Here is an 18048-nt window from a genome sequence, read left to right on the forward strand (position 1 = left end):
CGTTTGCTATCAAAAATTTATTTCAATTTTGCCCCTACCGGCACATCCTCCAGAAATCCAGCCAGCACAGGCTTGCCATCTTCGCCGACAGACGCAGCCACGATCATGCCATTGGATTCCAGCCCGCGCAGCTTGCGCGGCTGAAGGTTAGCCACGATCACCACTTTGCGTCCAATCAGTTCTTCGGGCTTGTAAGCCAGAGCAATTCCCGCGACAAGCTGACGCACTTCCGTTCCTATATCGACTTCAAGTCGCAATAGTTTGTCAGCGCCTTTTACTTTTTCCGCGGCTTTCACCTGGCCAACGCGAAGCTCCACTTTCATGAAATCGTCGATAGAAATTTTTCCATCGGCAGCCGCAGCAGCAGCGGGCGGCGCGGCTTTTGCCGCAGGCGTGGCATCGGTTGGGCCATGAGCGGCCTGTGTTGCGGGTTGTCCCGCGCGAGCGCCTTCTCCTGCGGGTGCAGGGGTTGCAGCTCTGGCGGTTGATGATGACGTAGTGGAAGAAGCCTGCGTTGCGCGCTCCTGTTCCATCTGTTGCATCCTCTCGATTGAAGTTTTGTCGGCGCGCGGGAACACGGGTTCCACTTTGCCCAGCTTGCCGCCCAGCGGAAGCTGCGCCCACTTAAGTTCGCCAAGGTTGAATTTGCTGATCTCGCCCAGCCCAAGCTGTGTCCAGATTTTTGCCGTGGATTCCGGCAGTACCGGATGCACCAGCGCCGTAACTACGCGCAACGCTTCCGCCGCCGTATAAAGAATCGTCGCCAGACGCGACTTGTTCTCTTCACCTTCTTTTTCGGCAACGATCCAGGGCTCTTCATCGACCAGATATTTGTTGACCGCGCCAATCAATGACCAGGCCGACTCAAGCGCGCGAGAGAACTGATAGTCATCGAACAGCAAGCCAAATTCCTGGATTACCGCGAGCGCGTGCTCTTTGATCACATCATCCGTGGCTTTGCGCGCCACGGTGGGTGAGGGATAGGGAACTGAACCGTTAAAGTAACGGTTGATCATGGTTAAAGTACGACTTGAAAGATTGCCGAGATCATTCGCCAGGTCGGAGTTGTAGCGCTGCACCAGCGCGTCAAAGCTAAACCCACCGTCCTGACCAAAGACCACTTCACGCAGCAGGAAATAACGCAGCGCGTCATTGCCCATTACGTCAATCACAGTTTCAGCGCGCACAATATTTCCGCGCGACTTCGACATCTTGCTCTCTTCAAACAGCAGCCAGCCGTGAGCGATCACCGATTTAGGGAGCGGCAAACCGGCAGCCAGCAGAAACGCGGGCCAGTAAACGCAATGGAACCGGATGATTTCCTTGCCGATCATGTGAACGTCGGCTGGCCAGTAGCGTTCAAACTTTTTCTGCTCGGCTTCATCCTTCGATCCCAGTCCAACGGCGGTGCAGTAATTGCTCAGCGCGTCCAGCCAGACATACATCACATGCTTGGGATCGCCGGGGACGGGAATACCCCACTTGAAAGTGCTGCGGCTGACAGAGAGATCGCGCAAGCCGCTCTTCACAAAGGCAATGACCTCGTTGCGGCGCGTTTCCGGGCGGATGAATCCCGGGTTCTGCTGGTAGTGAGCAAGCAGTTGGTCAGCAAACGCAGAAAGCTTAAAGTAATAGTTCTCTTCGCTCACCGTCTCGGTGGGACGTCCGCACTCAGGGCATGGAGCGCCGGGGCCTACGGAATCAACATACAACTCATCAAAGACGCAATATTGCCCTGAATATGTACCCTTGTAGATGTGGCCTTTCTCCTGGATGCGCTTCCATAACTCCTGCGCGCCGGCTTTGTGGCGGGGCTCGGTGGTGCGTATGAAATCGTCGTTGGAGATGTTCATCTTTCCAAATAGCGAGCGGAACAGGTCGGAAACCTCATCCGCGAACTGCTTGGGCGTCTTGCCCGCGGCCTGGGCGGAGCGCTCAATCTTCTGGCCGTGCTCGTCCGTCCCGGTAAGAAAGTAGGTGTCAAAGCCCAGCATGCGCTTGCGGCGCGCAATGGCGTCACACACCAGCGTGGTGTATGCATGCCCCACGTGCGGGCGTGCGTTCACGTAATAAATGGGCGTTGTAATGTAAAACTTCTGGCTGCCCTTATCCATTGGTATTTTCCAGATAAACTTTAATGGCTTCCTGCATCACGGTTTTTAATGGCACTTTCTTTTCTTTAGCGATCTGGCGGCAATCTTCGTATTCGGGAGCATAGTTGCTGATACTGCCGTTCAGGTTGGCCAGCTTCATGCGAACATTGCCCCACCTGGTGCTTACGCTCACGTGGCGACGCGTGAGCGCCGCGCGGCTTTCACGCCGCATTCTTACGCCGAGCGTAGTGGTCTCAGCCAAAATAAATTTCACAAGGCGCTGGCTGTCTTCAGTCCGGCAGAGCACCGTCAGCAGCATGCCGGGGCGGCTCTTCTTCATCTGCACCGGAGTGCCGAACGCGTCCAGCGCGCCGTTCTGCAGCGCCTGCTCCATCACATAGGCAAAGACCTGCGGCGTCATGTCGTCTACATTGGCCTCAAGGATGGTGATCTCTTCCACGGGAAATGGTGACTCATGCTGCTCCGCCGTATCACCCACGGTCAGCCGAAGAACGTTGGGCGAGTTCTTGAAGTTGCGAGTGCCCGCGCCATAGCCGATCTTTTCAGTCTTCATTGTAGGGAACTGTGAAAAGCGCGATGCCAGCACGCTTACGATGGCTGCGCCTGTGGGCGTGACCAGCTCTTTCTGGATTTCTCCAGAATAGACCGGAGCGTGCTTCAGCAGTTCCAGTGTCGCTGGCGCGGGAATGGGAAATGCGCCGTGCGCGCAAACCACCGTTCCGCCGCCGACGTTGAGCGGAGAGCAGACCCATTCATCCACGCCCAGCGCTTCCGCGCCGACTGAAGCGCAGACGATGTCAACGATGGCGTCAATCGCGCCGACTTCGTGAAAATGGATCTTTTCAATGTCAGTGTTGTGGACCTTGGCTTCCGCCGCGCCCAGCGCCTCAAAAATTCTGATCGCCCTATCTTTTGCCGATTGGCTGATGCTTGCAGCCTGAATGATCTGGCGAATTTCTTTCAGTCCGCGATGCGAGTGCGCGTGGTCGTGGCTGTGGTCATGCTCATGTGGCACCGCCGCCCCCGGCGGTATCTCGGAATGCGAGTGCTCACCGTGCTCATTTGCATGGCTGTGCAGTTCCCCGTCGCTATGTAAGTGTTCGTGATCATGGCTGTGGGAGTGGGCATGGGAATGCGAATGTTCCTCTGCGTGACCATGCGAATGTGTCCCAGGCGAAGATTTTGCCGGACCGAATGCTGACGGCTGAGTGCTGAGTGCTTTAGTGCTGACTGCTTCTTGCCAGAACTCTTCGCGCGGAAGCTCTTTTTCGCCGGCGGCGATTACATCAAGCTTGGTAGCGCTGATGCCGCTGCGGTTAACGCGCGCGATCTCCAGACGCGCGTCCACGCCCAGGGCTTCCACCGTCCGGGTAAAGACCTCGGGCGGAACTCCGGCGTCAAGCAGGGCGCCCAGAAACATGTCGCCGCTGATTCCGGAAAAGCACTCTAGGTAGGCTATGCGCATAAAAGCAACGATTTGAGCAAGACTTCAGACCGGCGCCCGCAATCAGGCGCAAACTTTCATCATAGGTTTAGTAAGCCTTGCCGTCAAACCGGCCCAGAGTCCTGTGTTTGCTATAATCACCTTTTCTGTCAGCAACTTACGGCTTGAAATGAGCCCCAACCGCTGAACATCCAGGCAAAGGCAAACACTTGTACCTGCAACTACAGCAGCAGCTTATCCAACGGGTTCGCGACCTTTTGAAGCAGCAATATGATGTTGAATTGCCTCGCATCGTGGTTGACCAGCCTCCTAATGTAGGACTGGGAGAATACGCGCTGCCGCTGAGCTTTGAGCTGGCCAAGAAGCTGCGCAAGCCGCCGCGCAAGATTGCGGAAGAGGTTGTTGCGGCGCTCGGACAGGTTCCGGGCTTTGAAAAATTTGAAGTCGCCGGTGCGGGCTACATCAATGCGCGCATCAACCGCCAGGAAGCCGCGCGACTGCTGCTTGATCCCGGCGCAGCGCAGCCCGGTTCCGCCAGCGGCAAAAAGATCCTTGTCGAGCACACCAGCATCAATCCCAACAAAGCGGCCCACATCGGGCATCTGCGCAATGCCGTTCTGGGGGATACGTTTGTGCGCCTGCTTCAGGCTGCCGGCGCGCGGGTGGATGTGCAGAACTATATCGACAACACCGGCGTTCAGGTAGCGGACGTGGTTGTGGGATTTTTGTATCTGGAGAAAAAAGGGAAGAGCGAGATTGAGAAGCTGATCGCGGCTGCCGGGCCGCCGCCCAGTTCATTCGACTACTACTGTTGGGACCTCTACGCGCGCGTTTCGCAGTGGTATGAGGAAAGCAAGGAGAACCTGAAGCTTCGGCTGCAAACGCTGCACGATATTGAGCGCGGAGGGAATGAAGCGGCTGATATCGGAAAACTGGTTTCGACCGCCATCATTCGCCGCCATCTGGAAACCATGCAGCGGCTGGACATTGAATATGACTTTCTGCCGCAAGAGAGCGAGATTCTTCATCTGCATTTCTGGGAGTCGGCGTTTGAGCAGTTAAAGCAGAAGGGCGTGCTGTATTTCGAGACCGAAGGCAAGAACAAAGGCTGCTGGGTGATGAAGCGGGCGGTCTCTCCGCAAACCGCCAAACGGCAAGCCGCAGCCGAGGACAAAGATGCTCCTGAAGCCAAAGATGATCAGAACAAAGAAGGCCCGGACGAAGACGCCAAGGTAATCGTGCGCTCCAACGGCACGGTGACTTACGTCGGCAAAGACATTGCTTACCATCTATGGAAGTTCGGTTTGCTGGGGCGCGACTTCGGCTACCAGCGTTTCTATCGCTATCCCAACGGCCGTCAGGTCTGGATATCGGCAGAGTCGGGCGAAAAAGAGCATCCGCATTTTGGCGGCGTGAATGCCATATATAACGTGATTGACTCGCGCCAGGCTGATCCGCAGAACAACGTAATTGAAGCGATTCGCGGACTTGGTTACGCCGAGCAGGCGGAAGACTACCACCACTTTTCTTATGAAATGGTGGCGCTCACGCCGCGCTGCGCCATGGAATTGGGCTATGACGTTTCCGAAGAAGACCAGAAGCGCTCCTATATCGAGGTCTCAGGACGCAAAGGCTTTGGCGTAAAGGCGGATGACTTGCTCGATTCTCTGATCGCGGCGGCACAAAAGGAAGTGGACTCGAGACACGCGGAGATGAGCGAGCAGGAGCGGCATGAGATCGCTTCGCAGATTGCTATCGGTGCGCTGCGTTACTTCATGCTGAAGTTCACCAAGACATCGGTGATCGCGTTCGACTTCAAGGAAGCTTTGAGCTTTGAGGGTGAAACCGGGCCTTATGCGCAGTACGCGATTGTCCGCGCCACAAATATCTTCCGCAAAGCCGGCCTCAGCGCGGAAGAGATTCTTGCCGGCAAGATTGATTTACGTTTTCTGAAAGAAGATGACGAATTGTGGGAGCTGTGGCTGCGAGCCGGGCAGCTTTCCAGCATGATTGAGCAGTGCATCTCTACGACTGAACCCGCGTATGCGGCCAAGTTCGCGTTCCAACTGGCGCAGCAGTTCAACAACTTCTACCACAAGCACCACATCCTCACGGAAGACGACCAGGCAAAGAAAGGCTTTCTTCTGGCGACTGCGGCAGTAGTGCGTCGTGCGCTGATTCAGAGCCTTGAGTTGATGGGGATCGGCGCGCCGAGCGTCATGTAAGCGCTTAGTGCCGTCTACAGGTCGCTAAAGAGAGTCAACGCCCTATATAAAGGTGCCTATATTATATAAAGGTGCCTATATAAGGTGTAAGTGTCCCCACCCGCAATCGTAATCATCTCTTCCTAAGTACCTTTTGAGCAGAATTCCTGAGTTGCAAATCTTTATTTGAGAGATAATGTCGCCAGAGGTTTTGACGGATATGCCAGCAGTAGCACGCGGTTTTCTTCTTGTTTTTATTTTGTCCCTTGCGGGAAGTTCCCTCACAGCTCAGACTGGAACTCCTGCAGCGCAATCCAATCCAGCGGATACGATCTTCACCATCTCGGTTGCGCCGCCCACCACGGCCAAAGACGTTCAGGTGCGTTATTTTCTCACTGACGAGTCAGGTGTGCGCTGGTCATCGACGGCGGCAGCGGCGGGCAGTGACAAACTGGTGATTCATGCCGACTCCGCAGGGCGCACGCCAAAGACATTCAATGCCATTGCCTACGCGCCGGGCTGCCAGTTCATAACCTTTACGTCCCAGGATCTGGCGAGCAGCACACGGCAGGGCGACTTCCAGTGCCAAAAGCTGCCGACTGTTGAATTGCGCGGAAAAGTTGCGCTGCCTCCCGGCGGGCAGGTGCTGCAAGTGGAATCAATGTACGTGGTGCGCTGGGCGGGAAAATTCTTTTCCGTTCCTGGCCTGTCAATCTCTCCTCTTGCCGTGACCAAGGCAACGGTGGATGCGGACGGAAGTTTTGTCATGGACTTGCCTGACTTCACCAACGATCCGCTGTGGAGTTCGCTATCGAATAATGCGACGCTGATGTTCTTTCTGACCGATCAGGCGACCGGGCATCGCGTTGCGGGGCTGAAAGCTCCGGCTGCGCTTTCTCGCGGCGGAAACTTGAAAGTCGCGGCCACTTATCCTGAAGTCGCATTTACCATTCGGCAGGGCGTCGCGGCAAAAACGGGCACAGCTAAATTAGCGAAAGCCGCTCAGTAGTTGACACTGGCGAACGTGTTGCATAGGCTGTGTGTTCCCTATGCCCACGCCTCTGGACGATTTGAACGCAAAGCTTTTCCGCGAGCATCTGCACAGTCAATTTAAAGTCCATCAGGACAATAATGAGCCGGTCACGCTCGAACTGGCGGATGTAGTCGAGACCAACCAGTCGCCGAAGATGGAGCTGTTCTCACTCTCTTTTCGCGGTCCATTCCGGCCGCGGCTGGACCAGCGCACCCATCGCCTGGAACATGAAAAGCTGGGCGAGATCGAAATCTTTCTCACGCCGATTTCCGCCGATCAGCAAGACGGAACGATGTATGAAGCGGTATTCCATCGCTTTCGCAAATCGTGATGGCCGCCGGCAAAATAACACTTCGCGCCGTGCAGGAATCAGACAATGAGTTCCTGCTGAAAGTGTATGGCAGCACGCGCGAGCAGGAACTGGCGCAGGTCCCGTGGACAGTAGAGCAGAAGCAGCAGTTTGTGCGCATGCAGTACGAGGCGCAGAAAAACCATTATGCGGCGCAGCATCCCCATGCCACCCACGAAGTTATTTGCCTTGAAGGAACTGACGCCGGCCGTTTGTATCTAGACCGCTCGGGTGAGAAGTTTCACATCCTGGACATTACGCTCCTGCCGGAATATCGCAACCGGGGCGCCGGCTCCTTTCTGCTGGGGCAGATCATGGCGGAAGCAAAAGAAGCCCGCAAACCCATGAGCATCTACGTGGAAACGTTCAATCCTTCATTGCGGCTTTTTCAACGGCTCGGGTTCACCGTAATCCAGCAAGAGGGCTTTCACCTGCTGCTGCAATGCGCAAGCTAAGCGATAGATCACGTTACCCGTGACCTTGACCAATAGTGCCGTTTCCAGTGTTGCACTCTAGCGGGCACAATCAATGAAGGAAGCTGTCTCATTCAGTTTCCAGAGTAATGATGCGCGGAGAAAAGCTACTGATAGTCGGCCTAGTCTTATTCCTCGGATTACCGATGGAAGCAACAGATCATGCTCAGCAGCCGCTCTTGCAGATTACGTCGCCAGTTGAAGGGACAGTCGTGAGGCCTGGGCAGTCGATCACGGTGACGCTGGCCGCAGATCCTTCCGTACAAAACATGGCCGTCTGGGGCGATGCGGCTTTGAGTTTCGGCGAATCCACACCGTCTCCTCTGCGGTTCACGGTCTCGGTGGCGCCGGACGCCTTGCCTGGCAAGCACCTCATAACAGCAGCGGGAACGGCTTCAGGAGTTGATGTGGATGCCGACTCGGTTTCGGTGGATGTGGAAAGACCCGATGCTCCCCAATTTCTGACGGTAGAGCTTGCGATTCTTAAGTTCAGCGGTGTCGGCGATGACGCTCCAATTATTACCTATGGGCTCTTCAATGACGGAAATAAGATAAACATCAGTCGATCCACGAAGACGACATATCTCTCCAATGATCCAACGGTAGCTACTGTGAGCAATGAGGGTCTGGTAACAGCGGTGGCTCCCGGTAAGACTACGATAGCGGTGAATACTACAGACTGTGCAGCTCCGCCATTTTTGATTCGCGTGGAAGTGCCATATCCACAACCCATCGGCACGAGCCGAACGCCTCCTGCCGGCCCAGTCGAGACCATGGAAGGACGAATTTCGGTGCGAATGCGTTAAACCGGCAAAACAGTTTTCGTCTGCAAGCGATTGACGATAGCCGTGTACTGCTGCGGTCCGGCAGGAACAATAAATAAAGCAAATTGCCCAAGGTGCGGGTGTTCAACAAAAAAGGTCCCCTGTTGAACGTTGTGAATCGGACCGCCAAACCATGCCAGATTGAACGCGTCAGTACTTATTGCCTGCCTGGCGGCTGCAGGAGGAGGTACCGCCATGGATGCAGGATTCATTGCCGCAGGCGCACTCAGCTCGGTTACCGAAAGCAGCGTGAGCCAAAACGGCGCGGTGTTTCCGGAAGCGCTGCTGAGTTTGAACGCGGAGCCGATTGCTCCGGCAAAAGAGTTGCGGGAAATATTGGCGATGCCGCCATAGCGCTGTTCGAGCGTTTCGGGTATTTTTGCCGAGATTTGGGCGATATTGCCGGTCGAACCGCTATTTCTATTCGGCAAATCATTTTCGCGGGGTAAAACTCTGCCGCCGCCGGCCAGAGCCGCCAATGGCGCAGAAACACACGCGAGAGCTGTAGCCACACTACTGCCTAAGAATATCCGTCGTGAAATTGCCATGTTCACCTTCTCCTTAGCGAACGTTAGCGAACTTCTTGCTGGTCTAACCTGGGAACCCGGAAACTGTGAAACCGGAAGATGGGCACCGGAAAAAAGGATTGGGGGAATTAGTTTATAGCCTAAATACCCGATTTTTTAAATGGGAATTTTCAATCTTTCAAACCAGCGGTAATCCGCCGCGCTGGTAAATGTTTTGCATAACCCAGAGCCAAAATTTGCCCTTAAAACCATTACTTTCAGCCCTTACAGGTATCTTTTCCTCTTGACAAAAATTCAGCTGGGCAGCAGAGTACGTGGATAGGATCAACTTACAAAGTCTCCCTATGGGTAATTGAAGCGGTTTTTTGTGTCACTGTTAACGACGGATTAACAGAAGTAACCCCCTGAACAGCCACCTTTAACCCACACCTCTGCGTGTGCCAGGAGAACGTCCCGTGAAGCATGGGATTTGTTTGCGCGTCTGCTCTATTGCCATCCTTGCTGTAATCGTTGTTTTTGTTTTGCAAACAGTTGCTCTTGCCGCTCCCATCCAGGTGCCGCAGGCACAGCCGACCGGGCCAAAAATCTGGCTCGGTGAAAGGCAACAGCTGCCCATGCAGGCAGGCGGTGCGTCTGCGGGCGCAGCGCTGCTGAACGGGCATGCAGCTGTAGCGCCGGCTGGGGCTCAGCCTTTATCGCTGACCACGGGCGACGTGGATGAGGATGGTATCGCTGACCTGCTTGTGGGCTACAGTGGGCACCTCAGCATTCAGCGCGGCAATCTGGACGCGTTTGCGCCGCAAAGCGATGCGTCATTTCAGGCGATTGCGCATGGCCAGTTCCCGGCGCCATTTTTGGCGCAGAGCTCCACGCTGGCGACGCCGATGAATCCAGACTTTGTGGCGGTGGGACATTTTACCGCCAGCGGACACAATGATCTGGTGATCGCGGCCAAAGGCGGCAGCGCGCTTTATGTTTTTGTCGGCGATGGCAAAGGCAATTTCGCAGCGCCACAAGCAGTCGATCTTCCTGGCGGCGTTACGGCGATGCTGGGCGGCAACCTTGGCCGCGGCAATGCCTTTAGCCAGGTGATATTGGGAATTAACGGTTCGTCAGGCCCTGAACTGGCCGTTTTCAACGGCAGCCAGGATGGACTGGATCCGGTAGCGGCCTTTCCCCTGGGCGGCGCGGCTTCCAACCTGACCTTCGGTGACTTTGGCGATGGCGGCAACGATCTGGCGTTTTTGGCCGGCGGCAAGGTGCAGATCCTGCGCGCGCAGACGATGACGCTGCAACAGGTTTCATTGCCGATTACAGCCAGCGCGCTGGCCGTAGGTACTTTTGTGATCGATCGCAACCCGGCGCTGCAACTGGCGCTGCTGACTGCAGACGGCACGATCCACATTGCCGCGCATAACGAGTTTGATCCACGGGCTTACAGTGCCGATGAATTGAAGGCGCTGGGCCAATCCGGCAAGCGGCGCACAGAAGCAAACCCGCTGCTGCCGTCCAGGGTTTTTCCGGCCACGGGCTGGAAGATCGTAGAAGACATCAATGCCGCAGCGACATTCGCGGCCGGACAGCCGCCGGTGCTGTTCCGCACCAGAATTTCCGACCACCAGATGGACGACGTGATGGTGCTCAATGGTTCAACCGGACTGTTGACTGTGGTTCAGCACCCTGACGTGCAGGCGGGAGCGACCACGTTTGCTCCGGCAGTGCTTTCCTCTCGGCCGTATTCAGGCAATCCGCTCGTGGCGATTCCCGCGCGCACCAACATTGACGGACGCGCCGGCATACTATCGATCCACCAGGGCGAGAGCGCGCCTTCTGTGCTGATGCCGCTGCCCGACCCAACCTTTACGGTGAACACGACGAATGACACGCTGAGCGCGGGGGCATGCGCAGCCGCCACGCCCGGCCAGTGCAGCTTGCGCGAAGCGATCATTGAAGCGAATGCCGCTACGGGCACAGATACGATCATCGTTCCAGCGGGAACCTACACGCTGACCCGGCCCAGAAATGCGGCGGACCACCACACGTCGCAGCAGGGAACGCTGGAAGTGCAGGATTCGGTCAACATCGTCGGCGCGGGACAGGCCACAACCATTATCCAGGGCGGAACGACCTTGGCCACCAGCGTGGACAAGGTCATCTCGTTCAACCAGGACATTGATTCCTTTACCAATGCTACGGTGAGCGTTTCGGGCGTGACGATCCAGAACGGAAACAACCGCGGCGATTGCTGCACTCTCCAGGATGGATTTGGCGGAGCCTTCGACTTCGATACAGGCGGCAACGGCACACCAGGCTCGGGCAATGCAACCCTGACCATGACCAACGTGACGATCCAGAACAACGCAGTCACGGATGGCCAAGGCGGCGGCTTTACGATGTTCAACACCCTGAACGGAACGGGCTTCGCCACCTTAACCAATGTGATCGTGCAGAACAACGACGCCACGGCGATTTCCAACGCGACGGCGGTCTGCTGCGGTGATGGCGGCGGCGGCGTGATTGACGCGCGCTCCCACATTGTGATGAGCAACGTCCAGGTCCTGACCAATCACACGCACACCGCCGGAGCCGTAACTCCTACGGGCGGCGGACTGTTCTTCTCCGGCCAGCACACGCAGCCCCAAAGCCACATTTCCGGGGGCTCCATCTCAGGGAATACGGCTACCGGCATGGGCGGCGGAATTAACAACCAGGCAACGCTGCTAATCGATGGCGGAACGATCATCAGCAACAACACGTCTGGAAACGAAGGACCTTCCGCCAACAATGCGGGCGGCGGCGGCATTGCAAACCAGGCTTCCGATGGTATGACGCTGAGCAAGGTAACGATCACCGGGAACAGCACGGCGGGCGACGGCGGCGGAGTCTTTACCGGCGGCGGCACCGGCATTGGCCCGGTTGTGATCAACTTCAGCCGTTTTGCGGGAAACAGCGCGACGCACAATCCCGCCAGCAGTAATCTTGTGAACGTTACGGCCGCTACAGGCGGGAACCAGGTAACGGCGACGAACAACTGGTGGGGAACGAACGTGCCTTCGAGCACCATCGTGACCGCAGCCGGCACCTGCCCGGCGCCGGTTAATACGAACGCGGTTTGCTTTGACCCGTTCATCGTGCTGACGCATCAGGCAAGCCAGGAGAAGATCAAGATCAATGGAAGCACCACGCTCACGGGCGACATGAGCAAGGACAACCATGGCAATGGCGCGGCATTGGTTGGAAACCTGAACGAAATCGTCGGACTGCCAATCACGTTTGCGCCGGGGCCGCTGGGGACGATTCCGGCTGGACAGCTCTCGCAGACGTTGAACGCGAGCGCCCAGGCCACCGCAACCTTCAATGCGGGTGGCACGTCAGGACGCGCCAATCCAACCGCCACCGTGGACCAGGGCACGGCCCTGGCCCTGGACAGCCTGATTTCGAGTGCCACAGAAGCGGGCACGACTGCCACGATAACAACGGTCGGCGCGCATGGATTCGCCACGGGCGAAACGGCTGTGATTTCCGGAGTAGGCGTTGGCGGCTATAACGGAACGTTCGTAATCACAAGCACGCCCACAGTCAACACATTTACTTACACTGCGACGGCCGGATTGGGAGCTTCCAGCGGCGGAACAGCCAACGTCGGCATTGTGATTTTGGAGCCGCCATCAATCGTCAAGAGCTTTGGCGCGGCCACGATTCCAGTCAACGGCACGACCACGGTGAATTTCAGCATCAACAATCCAAACGTTGTGGCCATCAACGGTAGCTTTACCGACACTCTGCCCGTTGGATTGCAAGTGGCTGCAACCCCTGGCGTAACTAATACCTGCGGAGGCACGGTTACGGCCGTGGCCGGATCAGGCAGCATCAGCTTCAGCAATAACCTTACGCCGGTTGGAGTTTGCACGATTTCCGTGAATATTACCGGGACGGTGGACAACAACTACACCAACAGCGTTCAGATTCTTTCCACGGACGCGGGTAATGGCAATACGTCGTCTGCAAATATTACGGTCATTAATCCGCCGACCATCGCCAAAGCGTTTGGCGCGGCGACGATTCCGCTGAACGGCACTACTTCACTCACGTTTACGCTGAGCAGCACCAACGTGAACCTGACGCTGAACGGCGTTGCCTTTACTGATAACCTGCCGGCAGGCCTGGTGGTAGCCACTCCGAACAATCTGAACACCACTTGCAGTGGCACGGCCACCGCCGTCGCTGGATCATCGTCCGTGTCTTTGAGCGGCGCATCGCTCGCTCCGGGCACAAGCTGCACAGTGTCAGTCAACGTCCAGGGAACAACCGCGGGCGTAAAGAACAATAGCGTGCAGGCGAGTTCGACCAATGCCGGCACGGGCAATACATCCAATGCTTCAATTACGGTTGTAGCTCCCCCGACCATCGCGAAAGCTTTCGGTGCTTCCAGCATTCCGTTGAACGGCTCAACCTCACTCAGTTTCACCATTACGAACCCCAACACCACAGTGGCGCTGACCGGAGTCGCTTTCAGTGACACTCTGCCTGCAGGCCTGGTTGTTTCTACGCCGAACGGCCTTACTGGCGCCTGCGGCGTTGGCACGATCACGGCCACAGCGGGAACGAACGTGATCAGTCTGAGCGGCGGAACAATTGCCGCCAGCGCTTCCTGCACTTTCTCAGTGAACGTGACCGGCATTGCGGCTGGACAGCAGACCAATACAACCGGCAATGTGACTTCGACCGAAGGCGGAACTGGCGGAACAGCCTCTGCCAGCGTGAATGTGGAAGCGCCTCCGTCAATCGCAAAAGTATTTAATCCTTCGACGATTGCGCTGAACGCGACCACCTCACTCACGTTCACTATTACGAATCCAGCAGCCAACGTTGATTCATTGTTTGGTGTAGCGTTCACAGACACGCTGCCTACAGGGCTGACTGTGGCGAATGCTTCCGCTACGGTTTGCGGTGGAACGCTGACGACCACAGCTCCGACAGGTATCTCCTTGGTGGGCGCCACAATCGCTGCCAACAGCCAGTGCCAGTTCTCTGTGACGGTAACGGGCGCAGCATCCGGACAGTACACCAATACCACCGGGAGCGTGAGTTCGACCAATGGCGGAACGGGCAACACCGCTTCAGCCAATTTGACTGTAGCCACGCCGCCTTCAATCACCAAGGTTTTTGGCGCGGCCAGCATTCCTTTGAACGGAACAACTTCACTGACGTTCACCATCCAGAACCCCAACACTAATCTGGCGCTTACCGGGATTGCCTTTACTGACAATCTGCCGGCTGGCTTGGTAGTGGCAACGCCTAGCGCGTTAAACAATACCTGCGGCGGCACGGCAACAGCGGTCGCAGGATCGGGAAGCATCAGCCTCTCTGCTGGAACATTGGCGGCGAGCGCAAGCTGCACTGTCTCAGTCAATGTCCAGGGAACGACTGCGGGCGTGAAGAATAACAGCGTCCAGGTGACTTCGACCGAAGGCGGAACCGGGAATACGTCCAACGCTTCGATTACCGTGGTTGGTGCGCCGCTCATTATCAAGGCGTTCGGCGCGGCTTCAATTCCGCTGAACGGCTCGACCAGCTTGAGCTTCACCGTCCAGAACAACAACACGACCACGGCCCTGACCGGAGTCGCGTTTAGTGATACGTTGCCTGCGGGCCTGGTGGTATCGACACCGAACGGCCTCACGGGAACCTGCGGTGCCGGCACGATCACGGCCACTGCGGGAACGAACGTGATTAGCCTGAGCGGCGGAACGATTGCCGCCAACAGCTCCTGCACATTCTCCGTGAATGTCACAGGCACTGCGGCAGGATTGCAGAACAACACGACGGGCAACGTAACTTCAACCGAGGGCGGAACCGGCGGAACAGCTTCGGCCTCCATCAATGTCGTTGCGCCACCGTCGATTGCCAAGGTATTCAATCCCTCTGGCATCGCTCTGAACGCCACAACTTCTCTGACGTTCACCATCACCAATCCAGCAGCCAATGCCGTGGCCCTGACCGGCGTAGCGTTTACTGACACGCTGCCGACAGGTCTTACGGTGGCGAATGCTTCCGCCACAGTTTGCGGCGGAACCCTGACAACCACAGCTCCGACAGGTATCTCCTTGGTGGGCGCCACAATCGCTGCCAACAGCCAGTGCCAATTCTCTGTGACGGTAACGGGCGCAGCCTCGGGTAGCTATACCAACACCACTGGAAATGTAACTTCCACCAACGGCGGAACGGGCAATACAGCTTCAGCCAATCTGACCGTAGCCACGCCGCCTTCAATCACCAAGGTTTTTGGCGCGGCCAGCATTCCTTTGAACGGAACAACTTCGCTGACGTTCACCATCCAGAACCCCAACACTAATCTGGCGCTTACCGGGATTGCCTTTACAGACAATTTGCCGGCCGGATTGGTAGTGGCAACGCCCAACGCCTTGAACAACACTTGCGGCGGAACAGCCACAGCAGTTGCAGGATCGGGAAGCATCAGTCTCTCCGCCGGGACATTGGCGGCGAGCGCCAGTTGCACGGTTTCAGTCAATGTGCAGGGCACCACCGCGGGCGTGAAGAATAACAGCGTCCAGGTAACCTCAACTGAGGCGGGCACGGGCAATACGTCGAATGCATCAATCACGGTGACCGGTCCACCGGTCATTATCAAGGCGTTCGGCGCGGCCAGCATTCCGCTGAATGGCTCGACCAGCCTGAGCTTCACCATCCAGAACAACAACACGACCACGGCCCTGACCGGAGTTGCGTTTAGCGACACTCTGCCTGCGGGCCTGGTGATCTCAACCCCGAACGGCCTCACGGGAACCTGCGGTGCTGGCACGATCACTGCTACTGCGGGAACGAACGTGATTAGCCTGAGCGGTGGAACGATTGCGGCGAGCAGCTCCTGCACGTTCTCAGTGAACGTGACGGGCATTGCCGCCGGCACACAGAACAACACCACGGGTAACGTGACTTCGACCGAAGGCGGCACAGGCGGAACGGCCTCAGCCAGCATCAATGTCGTTGCGCCGCCGTCGATTGCCAAGGTGTTCAGCCCGAGCAACATCGCCCTGAATGCCACAACTTCGCTGACTTTCACCATTACGAATCCCACAGCTAACGCAGTGTCGCTGACCGGCGTGGCATTTAGTGACACGCTGCCAACAGGCCTGACGGTCGCCAATGCTTCTGCCACAGTTTGCGGTGGAACGCTGACGACGACGGCTCCAACTGGTATCGCCTTATCCGGAGCCACAATTGCCGCGAATAGCCAGTGCCAGTTCAGCGTGACTGTAACCGGCGCAGCGGCAGGCAGCTATACCAACACCACAGGCAACGTAACTTCAACCAACGGCGGAACGGGCAACACGGCCTCAGCCAATCTGACTGTAGCTACGCCGCCGACGATCACCAAGGCGTTTGGGGCGGCCAGCATTCTGGTTGGTGCAAACACCTCACTGACCTTCACGCTCAATAACCCGAACACATCGCTTGCGCTCACCGGCGTCGCTTTCAGTGACACGCTGCCCGCAGGCTTGCAGGTTGCCACGCCGAACGGATTGGCTACTACCTGCAGCGGCACGGTAACCGCCGCCGCTGGATCGGGCTCAATCAGCTTGACGGGCGGCACTCTGGCTGCGAACGCTTCATGCACCATCAGCTTGAATGTCACGGGCATCGCAGCGGGAGTGCAGAACAATACGACCGGGCCTATCTCATCGACTGAGAGCGGCGCTGGCGCGACCAGCAACACGGCGAGCATCACGGTGATCGGACCTCCGAGCATTGCGAAGGCGTTTGGCGCGGCCAGCATTCAATTGAACGGCTCGACATCGCTGAGCTTCACCATTACTAATCCGAACGCGACCGTGGCGCTGACCGGAGTCGGATTCGGCGATACACTGCCGGCAGGTCTTGCGGTAGCAAACCCGAATGGACTTACCGGATCATGCGGCGCAGGCACGATCACAACCGGAACGGTCTCCGGCTTCTCCGTGGTCAACCTTTCCGGAGGCACGATTGCGGCAGGCGGCTCTTGTACCTTCTCTGTCAATGTGGTTGGCACGACTGGCGGCCACAAAGTGAACACCACTGGAACCGTGACTTCCAGCAACGCGGGATCGGGCAATCAGGCTACTGCTTCAATTGACGTGTTTGCTCCGGATCTCGCTATCACCAAGACTCATTCTGGTACCTTCACACGCGGCCAGACGGGCGCGGTGTGGACAATCACGGTCAGCAACGTAGGCTTCGGACCCACAGTGGGTACTGTGACCGTGGTTGATACTTTGCCGGCAGTAACGAATCCGCCGGTTCCAACCGCTCTCAGCGGCACTGGGTGGACCTGCACTCTGGCTACGCTTACCTGCACGCGAGCAGACGCTCTGGCTTCGGGCAGTAGCTATCCTGCAATCACCTTGACGGTGAATATTCCCAAGAATATTCAAAACACGTTCACGAACAAAGCCGTGGTTTCCGGCGGCGGTGACGTGAATCCAACAAACAATACGGCCACGGATACGGTTTCACTGGGGCCGCCAATTATAATGACGCCTCAGTCAGGCAGCGTCACCGTAATTCACGGTAATACCGCGAACATGGTGATCAACGTGGACGCTCCCGATCCCACTTTGGGCGTGATTTCGTTCAGCTGCAGCGGACTGCCGGCTGCTTCCGCCTGCAACTTCAGTCCGGGTTCGATTGATCCTGCAGTCACGCCCGGACCCACTGCCATGACAGTTTCAATCTTCACCACCAGGGGAACCGCGTCTCTCTTAGCTCCGGCGCGTCCCGGCGCAGCCGGAAGAAAATCGCTGTACGCCATGTTTGTATTTCCTGTGTTCGGCATGGTACTGGCGGGCTTCGGGCAACGCAGGAAACGGGTGAAGCTTCGATCCATGCTCATAATACTCGGCTTGGTGCTTCTGCTTGCGATAGCCGGCTGCGGAGTAGCGCCACCAGCCCCCCCGCCAACTCCTGGCACGCCGACAGGGACTTTTGCGGTTACCATAACAGCAACCAGCACAGGATTTACCGCTACAACCAGTTTCAATTTAGTCGTGCAATAAAAAAAGAACGCAGCAAGCCCGGGCAGG

General features: G+C 57.0%; 9 protein-coding genes. 6 read left to right on the forward strand and 3 right to left on the reverse strand.

Annotated elements, in window-relative coordinates:
• Nucleotides 1–17: 17 nt before the first annotated feature.
• Together metG and larC are read right to left on the reverse strand one after the other, a co-directional pair.
• Nucleotides 18–2114, reverse strand: a complete 2097-nt coding sequence (gene metG / locus LAO76_12775; protein ID MBZ5491797.1) for a methionine--tRNA ligase — start codon at nt 2112–2114, stop codon at nt 18–20.
• Nucleotides 2107–3579: a nickel pincer cofactor biosynthesis protein LarC gene (gene larC / locus LAO76_12780; GenBank protein ID MBZ5491798.1), complete on the reverse strand. Its 1473-nt coding sequence runs from the start codon at nt 3577–3579 to the stop codon at nt 2107–2109. Before larC ends, metG begins: the two co-directional genes overlap by 8 nt.
• A gap of 188 nt (nt 3580–3767) precedes the next feature.
• Here larC and argS point away from each other — a divergent pair, with 188 nt between their 5' ends.
• The 5 genes from argS (at nt 3768) to LAO76_12805 (ending at nt 8423) form a co-directional block, all read left to right on the forward strand.
• Nucleotides 3768–5783 carry an arginine--tRNA ligase gene (gene argS, locus LAO76_12785; GenBank protein MBZ5491799.1) on the forward strand — a complete coding sequence of 672 codons (2016 nt, stop codon included), beginning with the start codon at nt 3768–3770 and terminating at the stop codon, nt 5781–5783.
• A gap of 199 nt (nt 5784–5982) precedes the next feature.
• Entirely contained in the window at nt 5983–6771 is a 789-nt protein-coding gene (locus LAO76_12790; protein MBZ5491800.1) for a hypothetical protein, read from the forward strand.
• Nucleotides 6772–6811: 40 nt separating this feature from the next.
• The gene (locus LAO76_12795) at nt 6812–7126 is read left to right on the forward strand and encodes a hypothetical protein (protein ID MBZ5491801.1); all 315 of its coding nucleotides are present in this window, start codon (nt 6812–6814) and stop codon (nt 7124–7126) included.
• Nucleotides 7126–7599 carry a GNAT family N-acetyltransferase gene (locus LAO76_12800; protein ID MBZ5491802.1) on the forward strand — a complete coding sequence of 158 codons (474 nt, stop codon included), beginning with the start codon at nt 7126–7128 and terminating at the stop codon, nt 7597–7599. Before LAO76_12795 ends, LAO76_12800 begins: the two co-directional genes overlap by 1 nt.
• A 164-nt stretch (nt 7600–7763) precedes the next feature.
• Nucleotides 7764–8423 carry an Ig-like domain-containing protein gene (locus tag LAO76_12805; protein MBZ5491803.1) on the forward strand — a complete coding sequence of 220 codons (660 nt, stop codon included), beginning with the start codon at nt 7764–7766 and terminating at the stop codon, nt 8421–8423.
• Here LAO76_12805 and LAO76_12810 read toward each other — a convergent pair.
• Nucleotides 8420–8989, reverse strand: a complete 570-nt coding sequence (locus LAO76_12810) for a hypothetical protein (GenBank protein ID MBZ5491804.1) — start codon at nt 8987–8989, stop codon at nt 8420–8422. The two genes, LAO76_12805 and LAO76_12810, sit on opposite strands and share 4 nt — an antisense overlap.
• A 434-nt stretch (nt 8990–9423) precedes the next feature.
• Between LAO76_12810 and LAO76_12815 the strand changes: the two genes are divergently transcribed.
• On the forward strand, nt 9424–18021 hold the full coding sequence (locus LAO76_12815; GenBank protein ID MBZ5491805.1) for a DUF11 domain-containing protein: 8598 nt from the start codon (nt 9424–9426) through the stop codon (nt 18019–18021).
• Nucleotides 18022–18048 lie beyond the last annotated feature (27 nt).

It is taken from the genome of Terriglobia bacterium (assembly GCA_020072645.1).
Classification (GTDB): domain Bacteria; phylum Acidobacteriota; class Terriglobia; order Terriglobales; family Acidobacteriaceae; genus Angelobacter.

Bases quoted from the DNA above. Each gene is read 5' to 3' on its own strand.
- larC (MBZ5491798.1), bottom strand. From the start codon at position 3,579: ATGCGCATAGCCTACCTAGAGTGCTTTTCCGGAATCAGCGGCGACATG.
- LAO76_12800 (MBZ5491802.1), top strand. From the start codon at position 7,126: ATGGCCGCCGGCAAAATAACACTTCGCGCCGTGCAGGAATCAGACAAT.
- LAO76_12795 (MBZ5491801.1), top strand. From the start codon at position 6,812: ATGCCCACGCCTCTGGACGATTTGAACGCAAAGCTTTTCCGCGAGCAT.
- LAO76_12790 (MBZ5491800.1), top strand. From the start codon at position 5,983: ATGCCAGCAGTAGCACGCGGTTTTCTTCTTGTTTTTATTTTGTCCCTT.
- metG (MBZ5491797.1), bottom strand. From the start codon at position 2,114: ATGGATAAGGGCAGCCAGAAGTTTTACATTACAACGCCCATTTATTAC.
- LAO76_12805 (MBZ5491803.1), top strand. From the start codon at position 7,764: ATGGAAGCAACAGATCATGCTCAGCAGCCGCTCTTGCAGATTACGTCG.
- LAO76_12810 (MBZ5491804.1), bottom strand. From the start codon at position 8,989: ATGGCAATTTCACGACGGATATTCTTAGGCAGTAGTGTGGCTACAGCT.